The following is a 20,122-nucleotide window of genomic DNA, read 5'->3' as shown; positions in this document are numbered from 1 at the left end:
CATGTATGTAGGCGTTGATTATTATCCAGAACATTGGGATTTAAGTTTAATGGAAGACGATTTAACAAGAATGAAAGAAATGGGTGTAAATATTGTTCGTATCGGTGAGTTTGCATGGCATTTAATGGAGAAGGAAGAAGGACAATTCGATTTTTCATTCTTTGATGCAGCCATCGAAAAAATCAAACAGTACGATTTTAAGATTATGTTTGGAACACCAACAGCAACTTTTCCAGCATGGTTAGCCAAAAAGCATCCAAGTATTTTTATTGAAGATGAAAATGGACAAAAGATGGCATTCGGCGGACGCCGTCAATATTGCTATAATTCTCGCGTGTATCAAGAATATTCGTTAAGAATTGCAGAAAAAGTTGTGAAACACTACAAAGGTGAAGAAGCAATCATCGCGTGGCAAATTGATAACGAATTTGGTCATGAAGGAAGCGACATGTGTTATTGCGGGCAATGTCACGCAGATTTTCAAACATTTTTGGAGAAGAAATATAACACGATTGATGAATTAAATGAAAAGTGGGGGACGATTTTCTGGGGTCAAACGTACAATGACTTTTCAGAAATTCCAGTGCCAAAGAAAACAATTACGGTTCATAATCCGTCTTTATTATCAGATTGGGCACGCTTTCGCTCTTACTCATTAAGTCAATTTGCTTTAAAACATATTAACCTTGTCAAAGAAATCAAAGGTGATCACCAAACAGTTACAACAAACTTACCAGGTGGATTCTTTGATAAATGGTTTGATCATAATGAGTTTACGCGTGATTTAGATTATGTATCATACGATAATTATCCAGTATGGGGAGGTTTAAAGGAGCCTGTTACACCGGCTGAACTCTCTGCTTCCTTAGATTTTGTACGTGGTTTAAAGAAGGAAAACTTCTGGATTGTTGAACAATTAATGGGTGCACAAGGACATGATGTTATCGGATATTTACCAAGACCAAACCAAGCAAAAGCGTGGTCATATCATGCGTTTGCTCACGGTTGTACTAACATGCTGTACTTCCGCTGGAGAGGGATGAACCGAGGTGCTGAGCAGTATTGCTTAGGTATTGTAGATGCGAACAATAAGAAAACGAGAAAGTACAACGAAGTTCAAGAGTTCTTCCACCATATTCGTAACTATGAACATGTATTTGATGCACCTATTCAAGCAGAAGTAGCCGTTCTATATGATTTTGATAATGTGTGGTCATGGCGTGCGCAGCGTCAAAGCTCGATGTTTAACTTTACGAAAGAGCTTGTACGTTTATATGAGCCGTTTCATCGTCAAAACGCATCCATTGATGTGATTCGCTACGATCACGATTTCTCTCAATACAAAGTTGTCGTTGTACCAGTTATGAAAATGGTAAAACCAGAGTTAGCAGCGCGATTAGAAGCGTTCACGAAAAATGGTGGAACCGTGATTGTATCGTATCGTGCGGGTGTAAAAGATGAATACAACAACATTCCGTTTGGTGTGATGTCGCCAGGTAAGCTAGCAGATCTGTTAGGAATTGAAATAGAAGAAGCAGAATCACTGCATGAAGGACAATCAGCGCCAATTATTTCTCCTTCTGGTGACGAAAGCTCTTGTACCGTATGGCGAGATATCGTGCAACCAACAACGGCAAAAACACTGTATCAATACAACGATTACTTCTATAGCGACTATGCGTGCATCACGGTGAATGAATTTGGTGCGGGTAAAGCGTACTATGTAGGTGGCGGTGTTGAAGTTGATACATTATGTAACATTGCAGAAGAAATCGCAAAAGATGTTCAGCTACAAACGATGGAAACAAGTGCAGGTGTTGAAGCGGTTCAGCGTGTTGTTGGTGACGAAACGTATGTAGTGGTTATTAACCATAACGGGTATGAAGAGAGCTTTAGCGGTCGAACATTACAACCATATGAGTGCGTCTTCTTTAAGAAGGAAGAAGGAGGCGAACTTCATGAATTATCGTGAACTAGCTCGTATATTTGTTGAGAAGTTTCAATATGATGACTACCGTGTTTTTTTCGCACCAGGTCGCATTAATTTAATTGGCGAGCATACAGACTACAATGGTGGACATGTGTTTCCATGTGCGATTACATTTGGTACAACGGCTCTTGCACGTAAGCGAGATGATGATCGCATTCGTATGTACTCTGTTAACTTTCCAGAGAAAGGGGTCATTGAGTTCTCTCTCAATGACCTACAGTATCGAAAAGAACATGATTGGACGAATTATCCAAAAGGCATGCTTGCGTATTTAAAAGCGCAAGGCCACTCCATTACAAATGGACTTGATGTGGTGTATCATGGTACGATCCCGAACGGTGCAGGGTTGTCCTCATCTGCTTCTATCGAGCTTGTCACAGGTATTTTACTAGAAAGCTTGTTCCAGCTTCATCTTGAACGATTAGACTTAGTGAAGATTGGGAAACAAGTAGAGAATGAGTTTATCGGAGTAAATAGCGGCATTATGGATCAATTTGCCATTGGGATGGGAAAAGAACATCATGCGATTCTATTAGATTGTCAAACGTTGCAATATGAATATGCACCGATGAATGTAGATGACCATTCCATTGTGATTATGAACACAAACAAGCGTCGTGAACTAGCAGATTCTAAGTACAATGAACGTCGCAGTGAATGTGAAGCTGCATTACACGAGTTGCAAGCTGTTGTTAATATTGAAGCACTCGGTGAATTAACTGAAGAGCAGTTCGAGTCACATAAACACGTCATTACAAATGATACGTGGGAAAAACGGGCAAAGCATGCGGTCTATGAGAGTAGACGTACGTTGAAAGCAATTGAAGCGTTAAAGCGTCATGACCTCTATCATTTTGGTGAACTGATGAATGCATCACACCGTTCACTTCGCGATGATTATGAAGTAACAGGAGTCGAGTTAGACACGTTAGTTGAAGTGGCGTGGAAGCAACAAGGTGTTGTTGGTGCACGAATGACAGGAGCAGGTTTTGGTGGCTGTGCAATTGCCATTGTTGATAAACTGTATGTAAAAGAATTTATTGAAAAAGTTGGAGCTGAATATCAAGAGCGAATCGGATATGACGCAACGTTTTATGAAGCGAGCATCGGAGACGGAGCAAGAGAATTAAAAAGAGAGGCGATGGTTGGATGAGTATTTTAGTATTAGGTGGAGCAGGATATATTGGTTCGCATGCTGTTTATCAACTAATTGATCAGAATGAGCAGGTAGTAGTCGTTGATAATCTTCAAACGGGTCATAGAGGAGCCATACATCCAGACGCGACATTTTACGAGGGCGATATTCGTGATAAAGCATTTTTACGCGATGTGTTTTCGAAAGAGCAAATTGATGGTGTTCTTCACTTTGCAGCCAATTCACTTGTTGGAGAGTCGATGACAAACCCAATTAAATATTTTGATAACAACGTATATGGAACGCAAGTCCTTTTAGATGTAATGAATGAATTTGACGTAAAGAAAATTGTGTTCTCGTCAACAGCTGCCACATACGGTGAGCCTGAAATCGTACCGATCACAGAAGAGATGCCAACTGTTCCAACAAACACGTATGGTGAAACAAAGCTCACGATGGAAAAGTTAATGAAGTGGTGCGATGCTGCTTATGGTATGAAATATGTATCGCTTCGTTATTTTAACGTAGCAGGTGCACGTGAAGACGGAAAAATTGGTGAAGATCATTCACCAGAAACACACCTTATCCCCGTTGTATTACAAGTTGCGCTTGGGCAGCGTGAGCACATTACAATCTTTGGTGAAGATTACGACACACTAGACGGGACATGCGTTCGAGACTACATTCATGTAGAAGACTTAATTGCTGCACATCTTTTAGCGTTGAATTACTTACGCAGCGGTGGAGAAAGTAATGTCTTTAACCTTGGAAGCAGTCAAGGCTTCTCTGTAAAAGAAATTGTCGATGCAGTGCGTGATGTAACGAAACATCCAATTCCAGCACAAGTCGGAGAAAGACGCGCAGGCGACCCAAGTAAATTAATTGCTTCGTCTGCAAAAGCAAAAGACGTATTAGGCTGGGAGCCAGAGCGTACGTCGATTCATAAAATCATTCAAGACGCGTGGAACTGGCATCAGCATCATCCACACGGATACGAAGACTAATGACAAGGCTCCGTTAGGCGGAGCCTTTCTTCCACAGAGATACTGGAAAAAATTAACGAAAAGGAGTGGGTGCATATGAACGTGATGAAAAAGTCTTTAGGGTTTGTGGAACAGAAGGAAGTTCATGAATATACGTTAGTGAACGACAAAGGTATGACGGTAACGTGTTTAGATTATGGATGCATCATTACGCGTATTTTAACACCAGATCGTTTTGGGAATATGGAGAACGTCGTGTTAGGTTACGATCATTTAGAAGAATACATACCGAATCCTGCTTATTTAGGAGCGATTGTTGGCCGAGTGGCAGGGCGAATTGCTGGTGGCTCATTTGAATTAGATGGACAGCACGTTGAATTAGTCAAGAATCATGGAAACAATCATCTTCATGGCGGTACAAAAGGAATTAGCCATCGTGTTTGGAAAGCTGATATAATGGAAGAAGAGGAGCAAGTTGGTATTCGCTTTACATACATAAGTCCTGATGGAGAAGAACAGTATCCAGGAACGGTCTCGTTATCGGTGACATATACCGTAACGAACAAGAATGAACTAATTATGACATATGACGGATTATCTGATCAAAAAACGTTATTGAACATGACGAATCATACATATTTCAATTTAAGTGGGAATTTAAAACGAGACATAAAAAATCATGAGTTGAAGTTAAATAGTGAGAAGTTTTTAGAGTTGAACGAGGAGTTCATTCCAACTGGAGCATTTTTAGATGTAGAAGGTACACCATTTGATTTTAGAGAGTTTCAGCCAATTGGAAAAGGAATGGATTCAACTCATCTTCAAATTCAATTAGTCGGGAATGGATTTGATCATCCGTTTTTACTAAACGAAGGCGAAGACAATGCGGTTGAGCTTGTTGAACCACAGAGTGGACGTACACTTTCGATTGAAACGGATCAGGTTGGTCTAGTCATGTACACAGGAAATTTTCTACCCTCAGCGTCTATGAGAGGCGTACAGTGTCGACCTTATTTAGGTGTGTGCTTTGAAACACAAGGGCTGCCAGATGCGATTCACCACAATCATTTTCCATCAATTGAGGTAGAAGCAGGTGTTCCGTATAAGGCGAAAACAATTGTTCGATTCGGCGTAAGATAAGAAAGGAAGGGGAATGAGATGGCAACGATTCGAGACATAGCAGAAAAAGCAGGCGTATCCATCGCCACTGTATCACGCGTGTTAAACTATGATGCGACATTGTCCGTGAGTGATGAAACAAAGAAGAAAATTTTTGAGATTGCAGAGGACCTTTCATATAAAAAATTACAGACGAAAAAGGTTTCGACGTCTAAAATTGGGATGATTAATTGGTACACAGAGAAAGAAGAATTAGATGATATCTACTATATGTCAATTCGTTTAGGTGCTGAACAGCGTTGTCAAACTCATGACCTTCAAGTAATAAAGTATTCGCAGCCTAACTTAGGTGACCTTCAATCTGCACCTATACCTATACAAGGTATGATTGCAATTGGTAAGTACAGTGAAAAAGAAGTAGAGCAGTTGAAGCAAGTGACTGAAAACATTGTGTTTGTTGATTACAGTCCAAATGATGATGAGTGTGACTCAGTCGTTGTGGACTTTCAGCGTGCAACAGAAAAAGTCTTGCAGCACTTTATAGAGCATGGTCATAAAAAAATTGGTTATATTGGCGGTCGTGAGCAATTTAAAGACCGCACTGCTTATATTGAAGACGTGAGAGAAGAAACGGTGAAGTCATTTTTAGCGAAGCACGGTTTATTAGAAGAATCGTATTTGTATGTAGGGACATTTACTGTAAACGAAGGCTATGAGCTGATGAAAAAAGCGATTGCTGAACATGGTGACAATCTCCCTACTGCTTTCTTTGCAGGTAATGATTCCATTGCCATTGGCTGTTTGCGTGCGCTTCATGAAGAAAAGATTGCCGTACCAGAGCGAGTAAGCATCATCGGAGTAAACGATGTCAGCGTTTCAAAATATATTTATCCTGCGTTAAGCACGGTTAAAGTGCATACCGAATTTATGGGGGAGACAGCAGTAGACTTACTGATGGAGAGGTTGAGTGACCGTAAGATCCCTAAAAAAGTCGTGGTGCCAACGGAGCTTGTATTAAGAGGAAGTAGTTGAAAAAGTGATGAGGCTATCACAAGATAAAAATAGCAGACCAATGATCTAGAGACTGGGCTGCTATTTTTATTTTTCAAGTAAGTTTTATTGTAAGCTCTGTTCATTAGTAGAACATACTCAATCCTTCTATCCTCCATCAGGAAGTAAAAAAACCACCTTAATAGGTGGCTTTTTTAATAGTAAGGCGAAATCATTAAATATACAATGACGCCTGTAAAGCTAACATATAACCAAATAGGCATGCTCCAGCGCACAATTTTACGGTGTTTTGTAAGTTGATTTGTTAACCCGTAAATGAGTGAGAAAAGCGCAAGTGGGACAATAATTGCTGCTAATACACTGTGCGTTGTTAAGATAAATAGGTAGAGAGTTTTCATAAAGCCTTCTCCACCGTAGTACGTACGTTCAACCGACATGTAGTGATACGTTAAGTATGATACACAGAATAACAAGGTGGATGTAAACGCCGCAAAAATAAAACGTCGGTGCAATTTGACGTTTTTCTTTTTAATAAAATACAAAGCTGCTACTAAGAAAATAAATGTAAAGCTGTTAAGTACTGCATTGATACGAGGAAAGATATGAATATCAAACGTGACCTCACCTTGATAACCAATTGGCGAAAAGAAAAGGGTTAAAATAAGTGCATTAACAAGAATAGAAACGGTCACAACAAGACCTGTAAAGTTACGATTTGTTTTTGGTGCTTCGCTCAAGCTAGTTCCTCCTTTTTAAAAAGCCTTTATATATGTGAATTGCGTCACAAATAATAATAAGTTGTTTGGAAACTGAACGCAACTTTTTATGTATAAGAACAACCGTCTTCTTTAATTTTCTGTATATTGTATTTATTTAGATATTTCGCTATAATTTAGTCGTGTCGTAAAGGGGTTATAAAACAAAAGCGATGCAAACATCAAGGGTAGGGGGAACAGAAATGAAGACAGAAAGAAAAGACATTCCTTTTTTACTCGCGATCACTCCACTAGTAGTAATGGTAATCGCGATGGCAACAACCATTGTAAAGTTTGAAGGAAGTCCACACATTCCGCTCATTTTAGGAACCGTTGTGGCTGCTTTCATTGCATGGCAAGTTGGCTTTCGATGGAATGAAATTGAAAAAGGAATCTATGAAGGAATTCGGCTTGCTTTACCAGCAATCGTTATTATTATTATGGTTGGATTAACAATTGGTGCTTGGATAGGCGGAGGGATTGTCGCTACGATGATTTATTATGGATTAAAAATCATTTCACCATCGCTTTTCTTAGTATCCATGACCGTCATTTGTGCCATTGTAGCATTGGCAATTGGTAGTTCATGGTCAACGATGGGGACAATTGGTGTGGCAGGAATGGGAATCGGAATTAGCATGGGAATTCCAGCTCCAGTTGTAGCGGGTGCAATCATTTCCGGTGCTTACTTTGGAGATAAAATGTCACCGCTTTCGGATACAACAAACTTAGCAGCAGGAATCGCCGGTGCCGATTTATTTGATCATATTAAACATATGTTTTATACAACGATTCCGGCATTGGTGGTTGCATTGATTGTTTACACCGTCATGGGACGTCAATATGGGAAGAATTCATTAAACAGTGAAAACATTGATAGTGTGATGAAGTCATTACAAGATAACTTTGTCATCTCACCTTGGTTGTTAGTCATACCGCTGATTGTCATCGTGCTAGTCGCAAGAAAAGTACCAGCACTACCAGCGTTAACCGTTGGGATCATTTTAGGATGGCTTTGTCACATTTTTGTACAAGGTGGTTCGATTGGCGAGGCAGTAAATACGCTAAATGATGGATTTAGCATAGAATCAGGTAACGAGCTTGTCGATTCGTTATTTAATCGCGGTGGAATTGACGCGATGATGTATACCGTATCGTTAACGATTGTGGCGATGACATTTGGTGGTGTTCTTGAGCATACAGGGATGTTAAAAGCAATTGTAAAGAAAATTTTAACACTAGCAAAAACAGCGCGTAGCTTAGTTGTGACTACAATTGTATCAGCGTTTTTCACAAACGTAGCGGCTGCTGAACAATACATATCGGTCGTACTACCTGGACGCATGTACTCGGAAGCTTACCGAGAGAAAAATCTTCATCCTAAAAACTTATCTCGTGCCGTAGAAGATGGGGGAACCGTTACAAGTGTATTCGTGCCCTGGAACACATGCGCCGTCTTTATTTTCGCAACATTAAGCGTGCATCCGTTTGAGTATGCACCGTATGCCGTGTTAAATTACATGGGCCCAATCATTGCAATCATTATGGCACTCGTTGGTTTTAAAATCACATACATGACAGACGAAGAGCGAGCAGCAAATGATGAAAAGAGAAAAGATCAGTCGTTAAACGTGTAGGTAAAACTGAGCGAGTTCATATAACGTACAGACGAAACCATGATGTGAATGCTTTTCAAATGGAAAGACTCTAGCGTGGTTTCGTTTTATCATGTTTACCGAGAAGACCCCCACCTCAAGGAACACAGTGAGTAGGTGGAGGATGAATCGGTTTTTTAAACTTTTTTTCATTTTGAGTGTTTTTCTAGGTTCTTTTCTCACTAACGGTTGCTTTTTCAAGACCCTTCATGGAAAGAGAGAACTTTTGCTTGAGTGAAATCAATAAAAAGGCAGGGAATTTATCATTTCTATCGAAACAAAGTAAGATATAAAACCGTGACCAATCTCTCTTGTATGTCAATAACGAGAAATGGTAACATGCTTAAGGTGATTTTAATTGTAAATAAAGTGATAGACGAAGCAAAAGAGGAGGCAAGAAGATGAGCAATGGTCAGCGTAAATTTGATATTCAAAACCGTACGTTACAATCTGTGATCAACAAGCAAGTAACGGCTTTTACCGTCAATGGTGTTAGGTTAACAGGTATATTAAAACACTTTGATCAATACAATTTGTATCTTGAAGTGAACGGTGTGACACAAATGCTATTAAAGTCGAACGTTTCAACAATTGACTTAGGTAACCAAAAGAAATAATACATAAATGATGTTAAAAGGCTAAGCCGAACTCCGCTTTTACCATCCCTTGTCTTCTATATTCCGTCAATAGGTCTGGAGAGAGTGGCAAGGGGTGTGTTATTGTAAGAGAAAAGGAGAGTAAAAAATTTTACCTTTAGGTTAACCGTTTAACCTGTTACGTTAATAGTATGTTATGGGTTGCAAAGGAGAGTTAATATGAACAAGTTGCTAGAGTTAATTAATCGTAAGAAAAAAGCAAAGGGTCCTTTATTTATTGGTGTAAGCGGTATCTTTTTTTCTGAGCATGAACAAGTGGCAACAGAAATGACGAATGTATTGAAGGAAGATGGCTACTCGGTTATTCATCATCATGTACCTGTGTCGTACAACTTATCAGTAGAGGCCTTAAATGATAAAAATACAGGTAAATACATTTATGAACATTCATTAAAAAACAAAATGGAGGACATTGCAGCATTCAAAGAAAAAGAAGTAGATATTGTTGTTGTAGATGGACTTTTTATTTTAAAAAATCTATATCGGGATATGTATGATCTTACAGTATGGATAGATTGTACGTATGAGACTGGATTTTCTCGAGCGGATGAATGTAATGTAGTAATGGATAAAGATAGTTGGAAAATAGCGAAAGATATTCAATATTCTATTGATGCACCAAAAGAACAGGCTGATATGATCATTGTTCGTGATGAGTGTATTGAAAGAGGGCCACAAATTATTTTACATGAGACATTTAACGATTCATTAAATCCTCAGCTAAATTGGTTACATGAGCCATCAGTTTGGAGCGTTAAAAACGGTTCTTTATATGTGAAGACGGATCCCATTACTGATTTCTGGCAACGTACTCACTACGGATTTCAAAACGACAATGGTCATTTTTTATATGTAAATACAGATCGTGATTTCGTTATGACAACAAAAGTGCGCTTCAATCCAAAGCATCAGTTTGACCAAGCAGGCTTAATGATTCGAATTGATGAAGAGAATTGGATAAAGACTTCTATGGAATATGAGCTAGATAATCCTGCTAAGTTAGGAGCCGTAGTAACAAATTTAGGCTATTCAGATTGGTCAACTCAGCCAATTCAGAGCAATGTTACGGAGTTGACGTTTCGGATCACTCGCACAGGAAAAGATTATGTCATTCATGCACTAGTTGAATCAGAATGGATTCAATTGCGTGTTGCGCACTTGCATGATGACGCTAAAGAAGTAATGTGCGGCTTTTATTGTTGTAGTCCAATTAAAGATGGATATGAAGTTCATGTGGATGAGCTTATCATAAAAGAATTATTAGTTTAGGAGGTACTTCATGAAAGCAGAAAAAGAGAAAATGTTAGCAGGAGCGTTGTACCAGCCTTGGGATGAGCAATTGGTGAAAGAACGTGAGAATGCGCGTCGCTTAACGCGTTTAGTAAACGAAACAACTGAAGCACAATATGAAGAGCGCAAGAGACTATTAAAAGAGTTATTTGGGTCAACAGGAGAAAATGTATATGTAGAGCCAACCTTTCGCTGTGATTATGGTTCAAACATTCATGTTGGTGAAAACTTTTTTGCTAACTTTGACTGCATCATTTTAGACGTGTGTGAAGTTCGAATTGGATCAAACTGCATGTTTGCACCCGGTGTTCACATCTATACAGCTACACATCCACTAGATGCAGAGACTCGTAACTCCGGCTTAGAGTCAGGTGTACCTGTTACAATTGGCGATAACGTTTGGGTTGGGGGAGGAGTAATCATTAATCCAGGTGTGACAATTGGAGACAATGCCGTTATTGGTGCAGGAAGTGTTGTGACAAAAGATATCCCCGCTAATACAGTTGCAGTAGGAAATCCTTGTCGTGTGATAAAACATCTGTAAGTGATTTTTGGAAAAATAGCAAATCATTCCTTATTTTATGGTATGATATACATAATTTAACTGTTCGGGAGGCATAAAGTCCAATGTGATGTTCACCATATTTGTTCAAAACTGACAATTGAATAGAGAAAGGGAGAACAAAATATGGTGAACAAACAATCATTCCGTTTTCTTTGGATTGGGCAATCATTGGCAAATGCGGCTGATGTACTTTACATTGTAGGGATAATGGCGATTATTTACGCTGAAACAGGTGCAGCCATTTATATGGCACTTGTACCCTTTTTTATTACAACGTCTCGGTTCTTAAGTGGAATTCTCGCACCGCTTCTTTTAGATCGGTATTCATTGAAAGGATTGCTTGCGTATTCTCAGCTGGGAAAAACAATACTCGCGCTTAGTATGGTGCTGTTCGTCTCTTTTTTTCTAGGCAGTTATCCGCTAGCAGTCTTATTCGTAATGGTTATAGGTATTGCATTTTTAGACGGCTGGGCGAGTCCTGCGCAACATGCGCTCATCCCTCAGCTTGTAGAGCGGAATCAGCTTTTAAAAGCAAACGGATTTTTAGCGACAATTTTTGAAATCATCCAATTAGTAGGATGGGCAGCTTCGGGTGTATTCGTTGCATTAATTGGTGGGAAATGGGTGCTTTGGCTTACGTTTTTCTTATTTGTACTCTCAACCGTGATGATGTTTCTTTTGAGCGTGCCCAATGATAAAAGAGTAAACGAGAAACGAAGCTCTAGACAAGCTGGCATGAAAGAAGGCTGGAGAATCATCTGGCAGACACCTTCTCTTCGAATGATTAGTGGTGTTCAATTCATTGAGGCCATTGCGAATGTCGTTTGGGTAGCAGCTATTATGTATGTGTATGTGGAGCAGGTGCTTCAAGTTGGTGAGCAGTGGTGGGGATATATGAATGCAAGCTTTGCGCTTGGATGTATGATTGCAGGCACACTGAGCTTGAAATATAGTCAATTATTAACGAAGCATCTAAAAATGGTGATTGTAGGAGGAGCATGCATCGTAAGTGGAGCCACTCTTTTGTTAAGTGGAATCTCTACACCATGGCTTGCTCTCATTCTATCTCTCTCTTATGGAATTGCCAATGTGCTAAAAGCTGTTGGGCAAGACACACTTGTTCAAATGAGTGTAAGCGATAGTAAGTTGTCGAAAGTATATGCCGCTCAAGAATCTGTTATCTTCGGAACGTTTGGACTAGCGACACTGTTAATGGGCTATATCACAGATATATATGGTCCCCGTTTTTCATTTTTACTAGCGGGTTTGCTGCTTTTACTTTCCGCGATATGGTTACTTGTTAGTCGAGCTCGTTTAACGGTGAATGACGATGAAGTCGTAACGAGTAGCGAAGAAATAATTTTAGGTTAAAAAGCAATCAATGAAATTTGTTAAAGTCAATCGTTGTAAAAGGAGTTTTGCATCATGAGAGTTATGCGTCAAGGAATGGGGTTTGTACTTGTTGGAATTGTACTGCTGTTGATTCTCTTATTTGTGAATGTCCCGTTTTCGTTATGGGTTATTGTCTTAATCGGGAGTGTCACGTGTAACATGATGGGTGTTACAAAGCTAGTAAAATATATTCATCACACAAACAAGCAAGCATAACAAAAGCCACGTTGTCGAATGGTTAGACAGCGTGGCTTTTTTGTTGTGTCATGTTATCGAGAAATAAACATTTGCGTCCAGTAATGACCGTATGAACCGCCTTTTACATAGCCTACACCAATTTCTTTGTATTGAGTAGAAAGGATGTTTTTACGATGACCATCGCTGTTCATCCATGCTTTCACAACATCTTCAGGCGTTTGCTGACCAGCAGCAATGTTTTCTCCAGCTGCACGATACTGAATGCCAAAGTTTTTAATCATATCAAACGGACTTCCGTATGTAGGAGAATTATGATTAAAATAATTTTTATCAATCATGTCTTGTGACTTAAAGCGAGCTACCCTTGATAATTCCCAGTTTTCTTTTAACGGAGGGAGGTTGTATTTAGCTCTTTCTACATTGACTAAATCTACGACTTTTAATTCAGCCGCTCTAGTCGCATTCTTTTGTGGAATGGTTAGCTGCTGACCAGGATAGATAAGATTTGCATTCTTAACAGAAGGATTTGCGCTAATAATTTCGGCAACCCCAACTTGGTATTTCACAGCGATTTTCCACATCGTATCACCAGACTGCACCGTATGAGTAGTCGAAGCTTCTGAATGTGTGATACTAAAACCAAAAACAAGAGGGACGGACAACGATAAAGTTATGAGACATTTCTGTAAAGTTTTCATACATTTATTCTATTAAAATTTTAAATAGACTGATAGCTGTAAATATTGTTAAAAAAACGGTGAGTTTTTCCTTATAAAAGGATGATGGATAGGTCAAATGGTCATTGCTTTGACACATGGAAATCGACTTTCAAGCACACCGTGTTTACGTAGCGGGAGAGAAACTAGTACTGAATGAAAAAAACCGTAGGACATATACGTGTTCCTATGGTTTTTTACGTATCCTTCTAACGTGGTGCATACTCCACTTTTTCATTTACATGCAAAATGTAGCCTTTTCCACGAATGGATTCAATGGTGATGTAGTCTTTTAGTTGCTTCCGAATGCGATAAAGCAGTGAGGCCATTTCTTCTGAGCCAACGTTTGGTACATCTTCATCTTCTAAAAGACGCTCAGGCCATACACGCTTTTTAAGATCATCTTGGGAGACGAACTGTTCTTGTTGGCGTAGCAGCATCTCTAAAAATTGAAATTCTTTTGATGAAAATGGATATGTTTGATCGTCTACATAGACCATTTGTTTAATCGGTTCGAGTGTCAATGACACACGTGGCGTTTCGTTCAAAAGAGGTGTAAGGTCCATCGTTTCATCCAAATTGGTTGAAAGGTAAAAAGAGACCATCGCATTCGCGAGCGTAATTTTATCAGAAGGCTTTAATGCAGCGGGGACGTGCGGCTCTAATTTTACCCCATTCACTTCTGTTCCATGTTTACTATTTAAGTCCATGATAAATAGTTGATGTTCTTCTACATAAAGACAAGCATGTTTTCGAGACACAAACGCATTCGTGAGTGCGATTTGTGGTGTCCAATCATCTCGCTGTCTACCGATAATCATATTTGTTAGTTGTAATGGAATCGAAGACCCTGCCTCAAAAGGAGGCGCTTGTTCGACGATTAAATAGAAAGAGTTCATTTCGTACCTTCTCCATTTTTTAATTTGTCAGAATGTTATTATGTAAATATCATGTTCATTCTATTGAGGTAGAATGATAAATTTTATAATATCAAATTACGGTTTCGGATAATACCTTTTTTAGTAGGTTCGTACTAATGACTCAGATCATTCATCGACTTTAATGAGTATTTTATATAAAACATCACGGTTACATAAATGGAGGAAATCTAAATGAGAAAAAAGCGAAAGAAGTTATGGCTTACGGTAAGTTTTGTGATTGCTCTTCTACTCGTTGCGTGGAAAACTCCATCGGAAGCAGCTGCCGTACAGAAAGCAGTGAAGTTTTTAAAAGATGGCAAGCTAGATATGCTTTTATATAAATCGAAATAAAAAGCGCATGACGCTCTACAAGTCTAGAAAGCTAGAGGGGAAGAAAACCTCTAGCTTTTTTGTATGCCATTTTCAATATAGGTTTGTAATTCCTCGAAGCGGTCAATGAGGAAATCTGCTTTCACTCCATTTATCACGATTGGAAAATATGTCTAATTGTTAATGTAACATGAATGTTTTGTTTTTAAAACGAAAACGTTCACAAGACTGTCAATTGACGTAAATCATGGCAACGAGTACGTTTTAATAAAGGAGAAATTTGCTTATGCTAGTAGGAACGATGTAAGGAGAGAGTTGAATGAGAAGAATTTTAATTGCTGATGATGATGCTCATATTCGAAAGGTAGTGAGCATTCATTTACAAGAAGCAGGCTATTATGTGATACAAGCTAAAAACGGAGAAGATGCTTTACATAAGGTAGAAAATGAGTTCATTGATTTAGCGATTGTTGACATTATGATGCCGGTGATGGATGGGTACGCCCTGACGGAAGAAATACGGAGACACTTTGATCTACCCGTCATTCTATTAACAGCAAAAGGCGAAATTAATGATAAAGAAAAAGGATACGAAGCAGGAACAGATGACTATCTTGTAAAGCCATTTGAGCCAAAGGAGCTGCTGTTTCGAATGAAGGCTTTATTAAGAAGGTATGAAAAAGAAAGTGAGTCTGTTTTAACAGTAGGTTCAACAACGATTAATAAAAAAAGCTATGAAATTCAAGTTGGTGAGCATGTTTTCTTATTGCCACTAAAAGAGTTTGAACTGCTTTATTTACTCGCATCGCATCCGAATCAAGTATTTTCGCGAAATCATTTAATTGAAAATGTATGGGGCATTGATTATGAAGGTGATGAGCGAACGATTGATGTACATATAAAACGGTTAAGAGGTCGGTTTTCTACTGTGACAGATGATTTTCGGATTAAAACCGTGCGTGGAATTGGCTACTCACTCGAGGCGAGGAAATGATGAGGTCTCTTTATAGTAAGTTCACGTTGACGACCATTGTCATTATGTTAGGAAGTGCCGTCATCGCATTTGCCCTTTCCAATGTCTATTATCAACGTAACTTAAAAGCTGAAAATGATTTAAAGAACATGAAATTTGCTCAAGAAATCACTGAATACATCACGACTCAAGAGCAATTACCGTTAGCACGTTATTTTGAACATATCGCTTCAATTGGATATCAACTCTATGTAGTAGATGAGACGGGAGACGCAGCTTTTTACGGTTCACCGTTTCGAGATCAAACGTTGTCTACTACTGTTCAACAGCAAGTCTTACAAGGGAAAGGGTATCATGGAATCGCTTTATTTCCAAAGGAATTTTTTGTAACAGGCTTTTTTGCTAATGAGTTAAAAAATACCGTTGGCGTTCCATTTGAGCATGATAATAAACAGTATGCACTTTTTATGCGACCAGATATTAAACTGCTCTTTAACGAAATACACCTATTATTTGGGTGGCTGTTACTGCTGACGATTGTGTTTAGCATCGGGTTTGTCCTTGTCAACACGCACTTTCTAGTGAGGCCAATCTCAAAGTTAACGTTCGTAACGAAGCAATTAGCACAAGGTGACTTCTCCATTGAACTTGATATTAAACGACAAGATGAGATTGGGTCATTAGCCAATCGATTTACAGAAATGGCGAGTAAACTTGAGCAATTAGACGATATGCGCAAAGAATTTATTTCTAATATTTCACATGATATTCAATCCCCGCTGTCAACTATTCGTGGCTATATGGACTTACTCCAAGGTCATTCGTTAACGACCGAAGAAAAGAAAGAATACATTGACATTGTGAATCGTGAAATTTACCGCTTGTCTCTGATGACAAAACAATTACTATTACTTGCTTCCTTAGATCAAAAGACAGATTTGGTAGAAAAGAAAGTCTTTTCTTTATCACAGCAGTTGAAGGAGGTCATCCATCAACATCAATGGGCGATGAGTGAAAAGAATATCATGATTCGTTATTCCTTTAAAGATGTAGAAGTGAATGGAGATCCACAGCTGCTTTATGCTGTCTGGGACAATTTACTGTCAAATGCGATTAAGTATAATGTGGAAAATGGCAGTATCACTGTGTCAGCTGTCGATGAAACAAAATTTGTCACCGTTGAAATACAAGATACAGGAATTGGCCTGTCACATAGTGAACAATCTCGAATCTTTGAGCGTTTTTACCGAGCGGATGTTGCCAGAACACGAGACATAGAAGGAACAGGGCTCGGTTTGTCAATTGTTCAGACGATTGTAAAGCTACACGGTGGAAGTGTTCGTGTAAGAAGTATAGAAAATAAAGGCGCCACATTTACAATCTTACTTCCTAAAATGTAACCTGTTATTCATTTTCCGTTCATATTCGTTTTGTACATTTACGAACGAAATGAACAACAGGAAGGTGAATGTTTGATGGTGGCTCTTGCATTTAAGGAAATGCGCTTTTTTAAACTTAAATATTTACTTATTGGTTTTATTCTCTTTTTCATTGCATTACTCGTTTTTATGATTAACGGACTAGCGAATGGTTTATCTGCTGATAATGCTTCTTCCATTCAAACCATGTCCGCTCAAGCTTTTTACATGAATGAAGATGCGAGTGCGCGACTAGATCGATCAGCGTTTACAAAAGAACAAAAAGAACAGATAACGAAGCTGTCAACGATTGATCCATTAGGTGTTCAAATGGTTTCACTTGAATTTAATCAATCTAAGATAGATATGACGCTGATGGGTATTGAGTTTGATAGCTTTCTACATCCAGAGGTAACAGAAGGCAAACCATTGTCTAAGCACCATTCTCATGCGGTGGTTGTTGAGGAGAAGTTAAAAGAAGAAGGCGTTAACATTGGAGACACGTTTTATGAAGAACAAGCTAATATGACATTAAAAGTCGTTGGTTTTACGAAAGGGCAAACCTATAGTCACACACCTGTCGCCTTTATAAACGTAAACGGATGGGAAGACATAATGGCTGCAAAAGGACACGTTTTTTATAATGCATTCGTCACTCATGATAATGAGCCGCTCGTAAAAGAAGGAATTGATTCACAGCTTGGCGATGGAGATTGGATTGAGCAGGATCAGGTCATTCAAAACATTCCAGGTTATTCAGCAGAACAAACCTCTCTTTATATGATGCTTTCGTTTTTAATTGTCATCGCCGTGTTTGTGCTAGGTGCTTTCTTCTACATTATGACAATCCAAAAGATGAATCAGTTTGGCATTTTAAAAGCACTTGGAGCAAAAAATAGCTATTTGATTTCACTTACAATGGTTCAAGTGGTGTTAGTATCGGTAGCGAGTATTGGGTTAGCGCTTATCTGCACGCAGTTTATCCAAGAAGTGTTACCAACGGGTATTCCGTTTATGTTAAATACAAGTATGATGATAAAGCTATCGGGCGTGCTGTTTCTAGTCTCACTATTTGGCTCGCTGCTTTCTAGCTATAACATTGTACAGGCAGATCCATTAACAGCAATGGGGAGGGCGGAATCATGAATCATGCACCATTACAGCTACACAATGTAACCAAAACGTTTACAGATGGAGACAAAGAAATCGCTGTGTTAAACAGCATATCGTTTCAAGCGATGAAAGGTGAGTTAGTGGCCATTTTAGGTCCATCTGGTTCGGGGAAGAGTACATTTCTATCAATTGCCGGATTACTTCAAGGATTTGATCGAGGAGACATGTTCATAAATGGTCGAAATGTTTCTTCATTAAAAGAACAAGAAGCAGCAGATATTCGCTTGCATGAAATGGGTTATGTGTTTCAAGCATCTCATTTAGTTCCGTATTTAAACGTACATGAACAGCTAGCACTGATGCTGCAAATGGCGAATAAAAAAGTAGATCGTGCTCGTATAGATGACTTAGTAGAAGCAGTTGGATTGAGTCACCGCAAAACTCATTACGCTCACCAATTGTCAGGTGGAGAGAAGCAGAGAGTAGCAATTGCACGTGCGTTTGTGAATGATCCATCGCTTATTTTAGCAGATGAACCTACTGCGAGTCTGGACTCAGAACGAAGCTGGGAGATTGTTCAATTACTTGCAAAAGAAGTGAAAGAGAGAAAGAAAGCCGCTATTATGGTCACGCATGATGAAACCGTCTTGCCACTTTGTGACCGTGTGTACGATATGATGGACGGACACTTGAGTCTTCAGCATAGGGAAACATCTGTACATGAAAATAAGTGACGTTTATAAAAACGGTACCCCATTGGTAAAGATGTCAACCAATGGGGTACCGTTCATGATACTATTGCGCAGGATCATACTTGTGACGAGCTCGTAATTTAACGAGTCGAACAATGTTTAACACAATCGTTTTGGTCATGGCATACACAGGTATGGCTAGAATCATTCCTAAGATACCAGCTAAATTTCCGGCAACAAGTAACAAGAGGATGATAGTCAACGGGTGGATGTTTAGCTTTCGCCCCATAATAAGGGGAGAAATGACGTTTCCTTCTAGTTGTTGCACAGCAAGCATGACAACAATGACGAGCATGGCCTTTGTTGGTGAATCGAGCAGTCCGATGACAACGGCTGGTGCCGCTCCGAAAAATGGTCCTAAGTATGGAATGATGTTTGTGACGGCTCCGATTAACCCAAGTGCAAGAGCAAACGGTAAGCCAATGATTAAGTAGCCAATCGATGCACATACACCGACAAACAAAGCAACAAGCATTTGACCTTGAATATAGGTGGCTAGTGTTTCTGTTGTTTCATCAATGATTCGTAACCCTTCTTCTCTGTAAGCAGCAGGTACCACTTTTACGACAAGCTCCGGTAGACGGTGGCCATCCTTTAACATGTAAAACAAAATAAAAGGGACGGTCACAACGGTCAGTGTAATATTTGTTAAGACACTAAAAATAGTCGTCACGCTGTTTGTTAATCGTTGCGTGAAATTGGTTGAAAAATTAAGAAATGATTCTTCGATTTTATCCAGTGAAACGTATTCTTGTTCGACAATCCATCTGAATCCTTTCGTGTCTGAAACATTGTCTAACACTTCGCGGCTTTCTTCTGCGTATGTAGGCATTTTATCAATAAACTCATTTGTTTCTTTTGAAAGAGCAGGTCCAAGTGTGACGACTGAGGTTGTGATGATGCCAACGAATATAGCGTACAAAATCAGAATCGCTAAGGTTTTTGGTACGCGCTTTCGCTCTAAAAAAAACACAATTGGACTAAACAAGAAATACAAAAATCCTGAAACGAGAATTGGAAAAAAGAGCGTTGTGAAGAAAATGACAATTGGTTCAAAGACGAACGAAATTTTTGTACATAAATAAATAAAAAGGGCTATTAACACGAGTTGAATTGTCCAAAATTGAACCTTAGATTTTGTCATAAGATCC

20 protein-coding genes are annotated in these 20,122 nt (G+C 39.0%); 16 read left to right on the top strand and 4 right to left on the bottom strand.

The window, feature by feature from the left end:
- The first annotated feature begins 1 nt into the window (after window position 1).
- The 5 genes from JOC83_RS09535 (at window position 2) to JOC83_RS09515 (ending at window position 6,259) form a co-directional block, all read left to right on the top strand.
- The gene (locus JOC83_RS09535) at window positions 2–1,972 is read left to right on the top strand and encodes a beta-galactosidase (RefSeq protein ID WP_205186573.1); all 1,971 of its coding nucleotides are present in this window, start codon (window positions 2–4) and stop codon (window positions 1,970–1,972) included.
- A complete protein-coding gene (locus JOC83_RS09530) occupies window positions 1,959–3,143 on the top strand; it encodes a galactokinase (protein WP_205186571.1) in 1,185 nt (394 codons plus the stop codon). The genes JOC83_RS09535 and JOC83_RS09530 overlap by 14 nt, the downstream gene beginning before the upstream one ends.
- Complete coding sequence (gene galE, locus JOC83_RS09525) at window positions 3,140–4,129, top strand: UDP-glucose 4-epimerase GalE (protein ID WP_205186569.1); 990 nt, start codon at window positions 3,140–3,142, stop codon at window positions 4,127–4,129. Before JOC83_RS09530 ends, galE begins: the two co-directional genes overlap by 4 nt.
- 75 nt (window positions 4,130–4,204) lie before the next feature.
- Window positions 4,205–5,248 (top strand): aldose epimerase family protein, encoded by a 1,044-nt coding sequence (locus tag JOC83_RS09520; RefSeq protein WP_205186567.1) that lies wholly within the window; start codon window positions 4,205–4,207, stop codon window positions 5,246–5,248.
- 18 nt (window positions 5,249–5,266) lie between these two features.
- On the top strand, window positions 5,267–6,259 hold the full coding sequence (locus JOC83_RS09515; RefSeq protein ID WP_205186566.1) for a LacI family DNA-binding transcriptional regulator: 993 nt from the start codon (window positions 5,267–5,269) through the stop codon (window positions 6,257–6,259).
- A 173-nt stretch (window positions 6,260–6,432) separates the two neighbouring features.
- On the opposite strand, the gene JOC83_RS09510 is transcribed toward JOC83_RS09515, so the two are convergent.
- Window positions 6,433–6,975, bottom strand: a complete 543-nt coding sequence (locus JOC83_RS09510; protein ID WP_205186564.1) for a DUF420 domain-containing protein — start codon at window positions 6,973–6,975, stop codon at window positions 6,433–6,435.
- Between the two features lie 221 nt (window positions 6,976–7,196).
- Here JOC83_RS09510 and nhaC point away from each other — a divergent pair, with 221 nt between their 5' ends.
- The 6 genes from nhaC (at window position 7,197) to JOC83_RS09480 (ending at window position 12,767) form a co-directional block, all read left to right on the top strand.
- Window positions 7,197–8,630, top strand: a complete 1,434-nt coding sequence (gene nhaC / locus JOC83_RS09505) for a Na+/H+ antiporter NhaC (RefSeq protein WP_205186562.1) — start codon at window positions 7,197–7,199, stop codon at window positions 8,628–8,630.
- Window positions 8,631–9,049: 419 nt separating this feature from the next.
- Window positions 9,050–9,265 carry an RNA chaperone Hfq gene (locus JOC83_RS09500; protein WP_205186561.1) on the top strand — a complete coding sequence of 72 codons (216 nt, stop codon included), beginning with the start codon at window positions 9,050–9,052 and terminating at the stop codon, window positions 9,263–9,265.
- Between the two features lie 198 nt (window positions 9,266–9,463).
- A complete protein-coding gene (locus JOC83_RS19995; protein WP_239583441.1) occupies window positions 9,464–10,573 on the top strand; it encodes a DUF1349 domain-containing protein in 1,110 nt (369 codons plus the stop codon).
- A 10-nt stretch (window positions 10,574–10,583) separates the two neighbouring features.
- The gene (locus JOC83_RS09490) at window positions 10,584–11,138 is read left to right on the top strand and encodes a sugar O-acetyltransferase (RefSeq protein ID WP_205186560.1); all 555 of its coding nucleotides are present in this window, start codon (window positions 10,584–10,586) and stop codon (window positions 11,136–11,138) included.
- Between the two features lie 144 nt (window positions 11,139–11,282).
- A complete protein-coding gene (locus JOC83_RS09485) occupies window positions 11,283–12,530 on the top strand; it encodes an MFS transporter (protein WP_239583440.1) in 1,248 nt (415 codons plus the stop codon).
- Between the two features lie 54 nt (window positions 12,531–12,584).
- Entirely contained in the window at window positions 12,585–12,767 is a 183-nt protein-coding gene (locus JOC83_RS09480) for a hypothetical protein (RefSeq protein ID WP_205186559.1), read from the top strand.
- A 53-nt stretch (window positions 12,768–12,820) separates the two neighbouring features.
- On the opposite strand, the gene safA is transcribed toward JOC83_RS09480, so the two are convergent.
- On the bottom strand, window positions 12,821–13,447 hold the full coding sequence (safA, locus tag JOC83_RS09475; RefSeq protein ID WP_205186558.1) for a SafA/ExsA family spore coat assembly protein: 627 nt from the start codon (window positions 13,445–13,447) through the stop codon (window positions 12,821–12,823).
- 227 nt (window positions 13,448–13,674) lie between these two features.
- On the bottom strand, window positions 13,675–14,364 hold the full coding sequence (locus JOC83_RS09470) for an FHA domain-containing protein (protein WP_205186553.1): 690 nt from the start codon (window positions 14,362–14,364) through the stop codon (window positions 13,675–13,677).
- 213 nt (window positions 14,365–14,577) lie between these two features.
- On the opposite strand from JOC83_RS09470, the gene JOC83_RS09465 reads away from it, so the two are divergent.
- From JOC83_RS09465 to JOC83_RS09445, 5 genes are all read left to right on the top strand, one after another.
- On the top strand, window positions 14,578–14,736 hold the full coding sequence (locus JOC83_RS09465; protein WP_205186550.1) for a hypothetical protein: 159 nt from the start codon (window positions 14,578–14,580) through the stop codon (window positions 14,734–14,736).
- 298 nt (window positions 14,737–15,034) lie between these two features.
- Entirely contained in the window at window positions 15,035–15,709 is a 675-nt protein-coding gene (locus JOC83_RS09460) for a response regulator transcription factor (protein ID WP_205186548.1), read from the top strand.
- The gene (locus tag JOC83_RS09455) at window positions 15,709–17,088 is read left to right on the top strand and encodes a sensor histidine kinase (protein WP_205186546.1); all 1,380 of its coding nucleotides are present in this window, start codon (window positions 15,709–15,711) and stop codon (window positions 17,086–17,088) included. The genes JOC83_RS09460 and JOC83_RS09455 overlap by 1 nt, the downstream gene beginning before the upstream one ends.
- Window positions 17,089–17,163: 75 nt before the next feature.
- Window positions 17,164–18,252: an ABC transporter permease gene (locus tag JOC83_RS09450; RefSeq protein WP_205186544.1), complete on the top strand. Its 1,089-nt coding sequence runs from the start codon at window positions 17,164–17,166 to the stop codon at window positions 18,250–18,252.
- Complete coding sequence (locus JOC83_RS09445; RefSeq protein ID WP_205186542.1) at window positions 18,249–18,953, top strand: ABC transporter ATP-binding protein; 705 nt, start codon at window positions 18,249–18,251, stop codon at window positions 18,951–18,953. Before JOC83_RS09450 ends, JOC83_RS09445 begins: the two co-directional genes overlap by 4 nt.
- A gap of 61 nt (window positions 18,954–19,014) precedes the next feature.
- Here the strand turns inward: JOC83_RS09445 and JOC83_RS09440 are convergent, their stop codons facing one another.
- Window positions 19,015–20,115, bottom strand: a complete 1,101-nt coding sequence (locus JOC83_RS09440) for an AI-2E family transporter (protein ID WP_205186540.1) — start codon at window positions 20,113–20,115, stop codon at window positions 19,015–19,017.
- Window positions 20,116–20,122 lie beyond the last annotated feature (7 nt).

The organism is Priestia iocasae (assembly GCF_016909075.1).
GTDB classification, from domain to species: Bacteria; Bacillota; Bacilli; order Bacillales; family Bacillaceae_H; genus Priestia; species Priestia iocasae.
The sequence above is the reverse complement of the archived record's forward strand: the minus strand, read 5'-3'. Positions and strand labels throughout refer to the sequence as shown.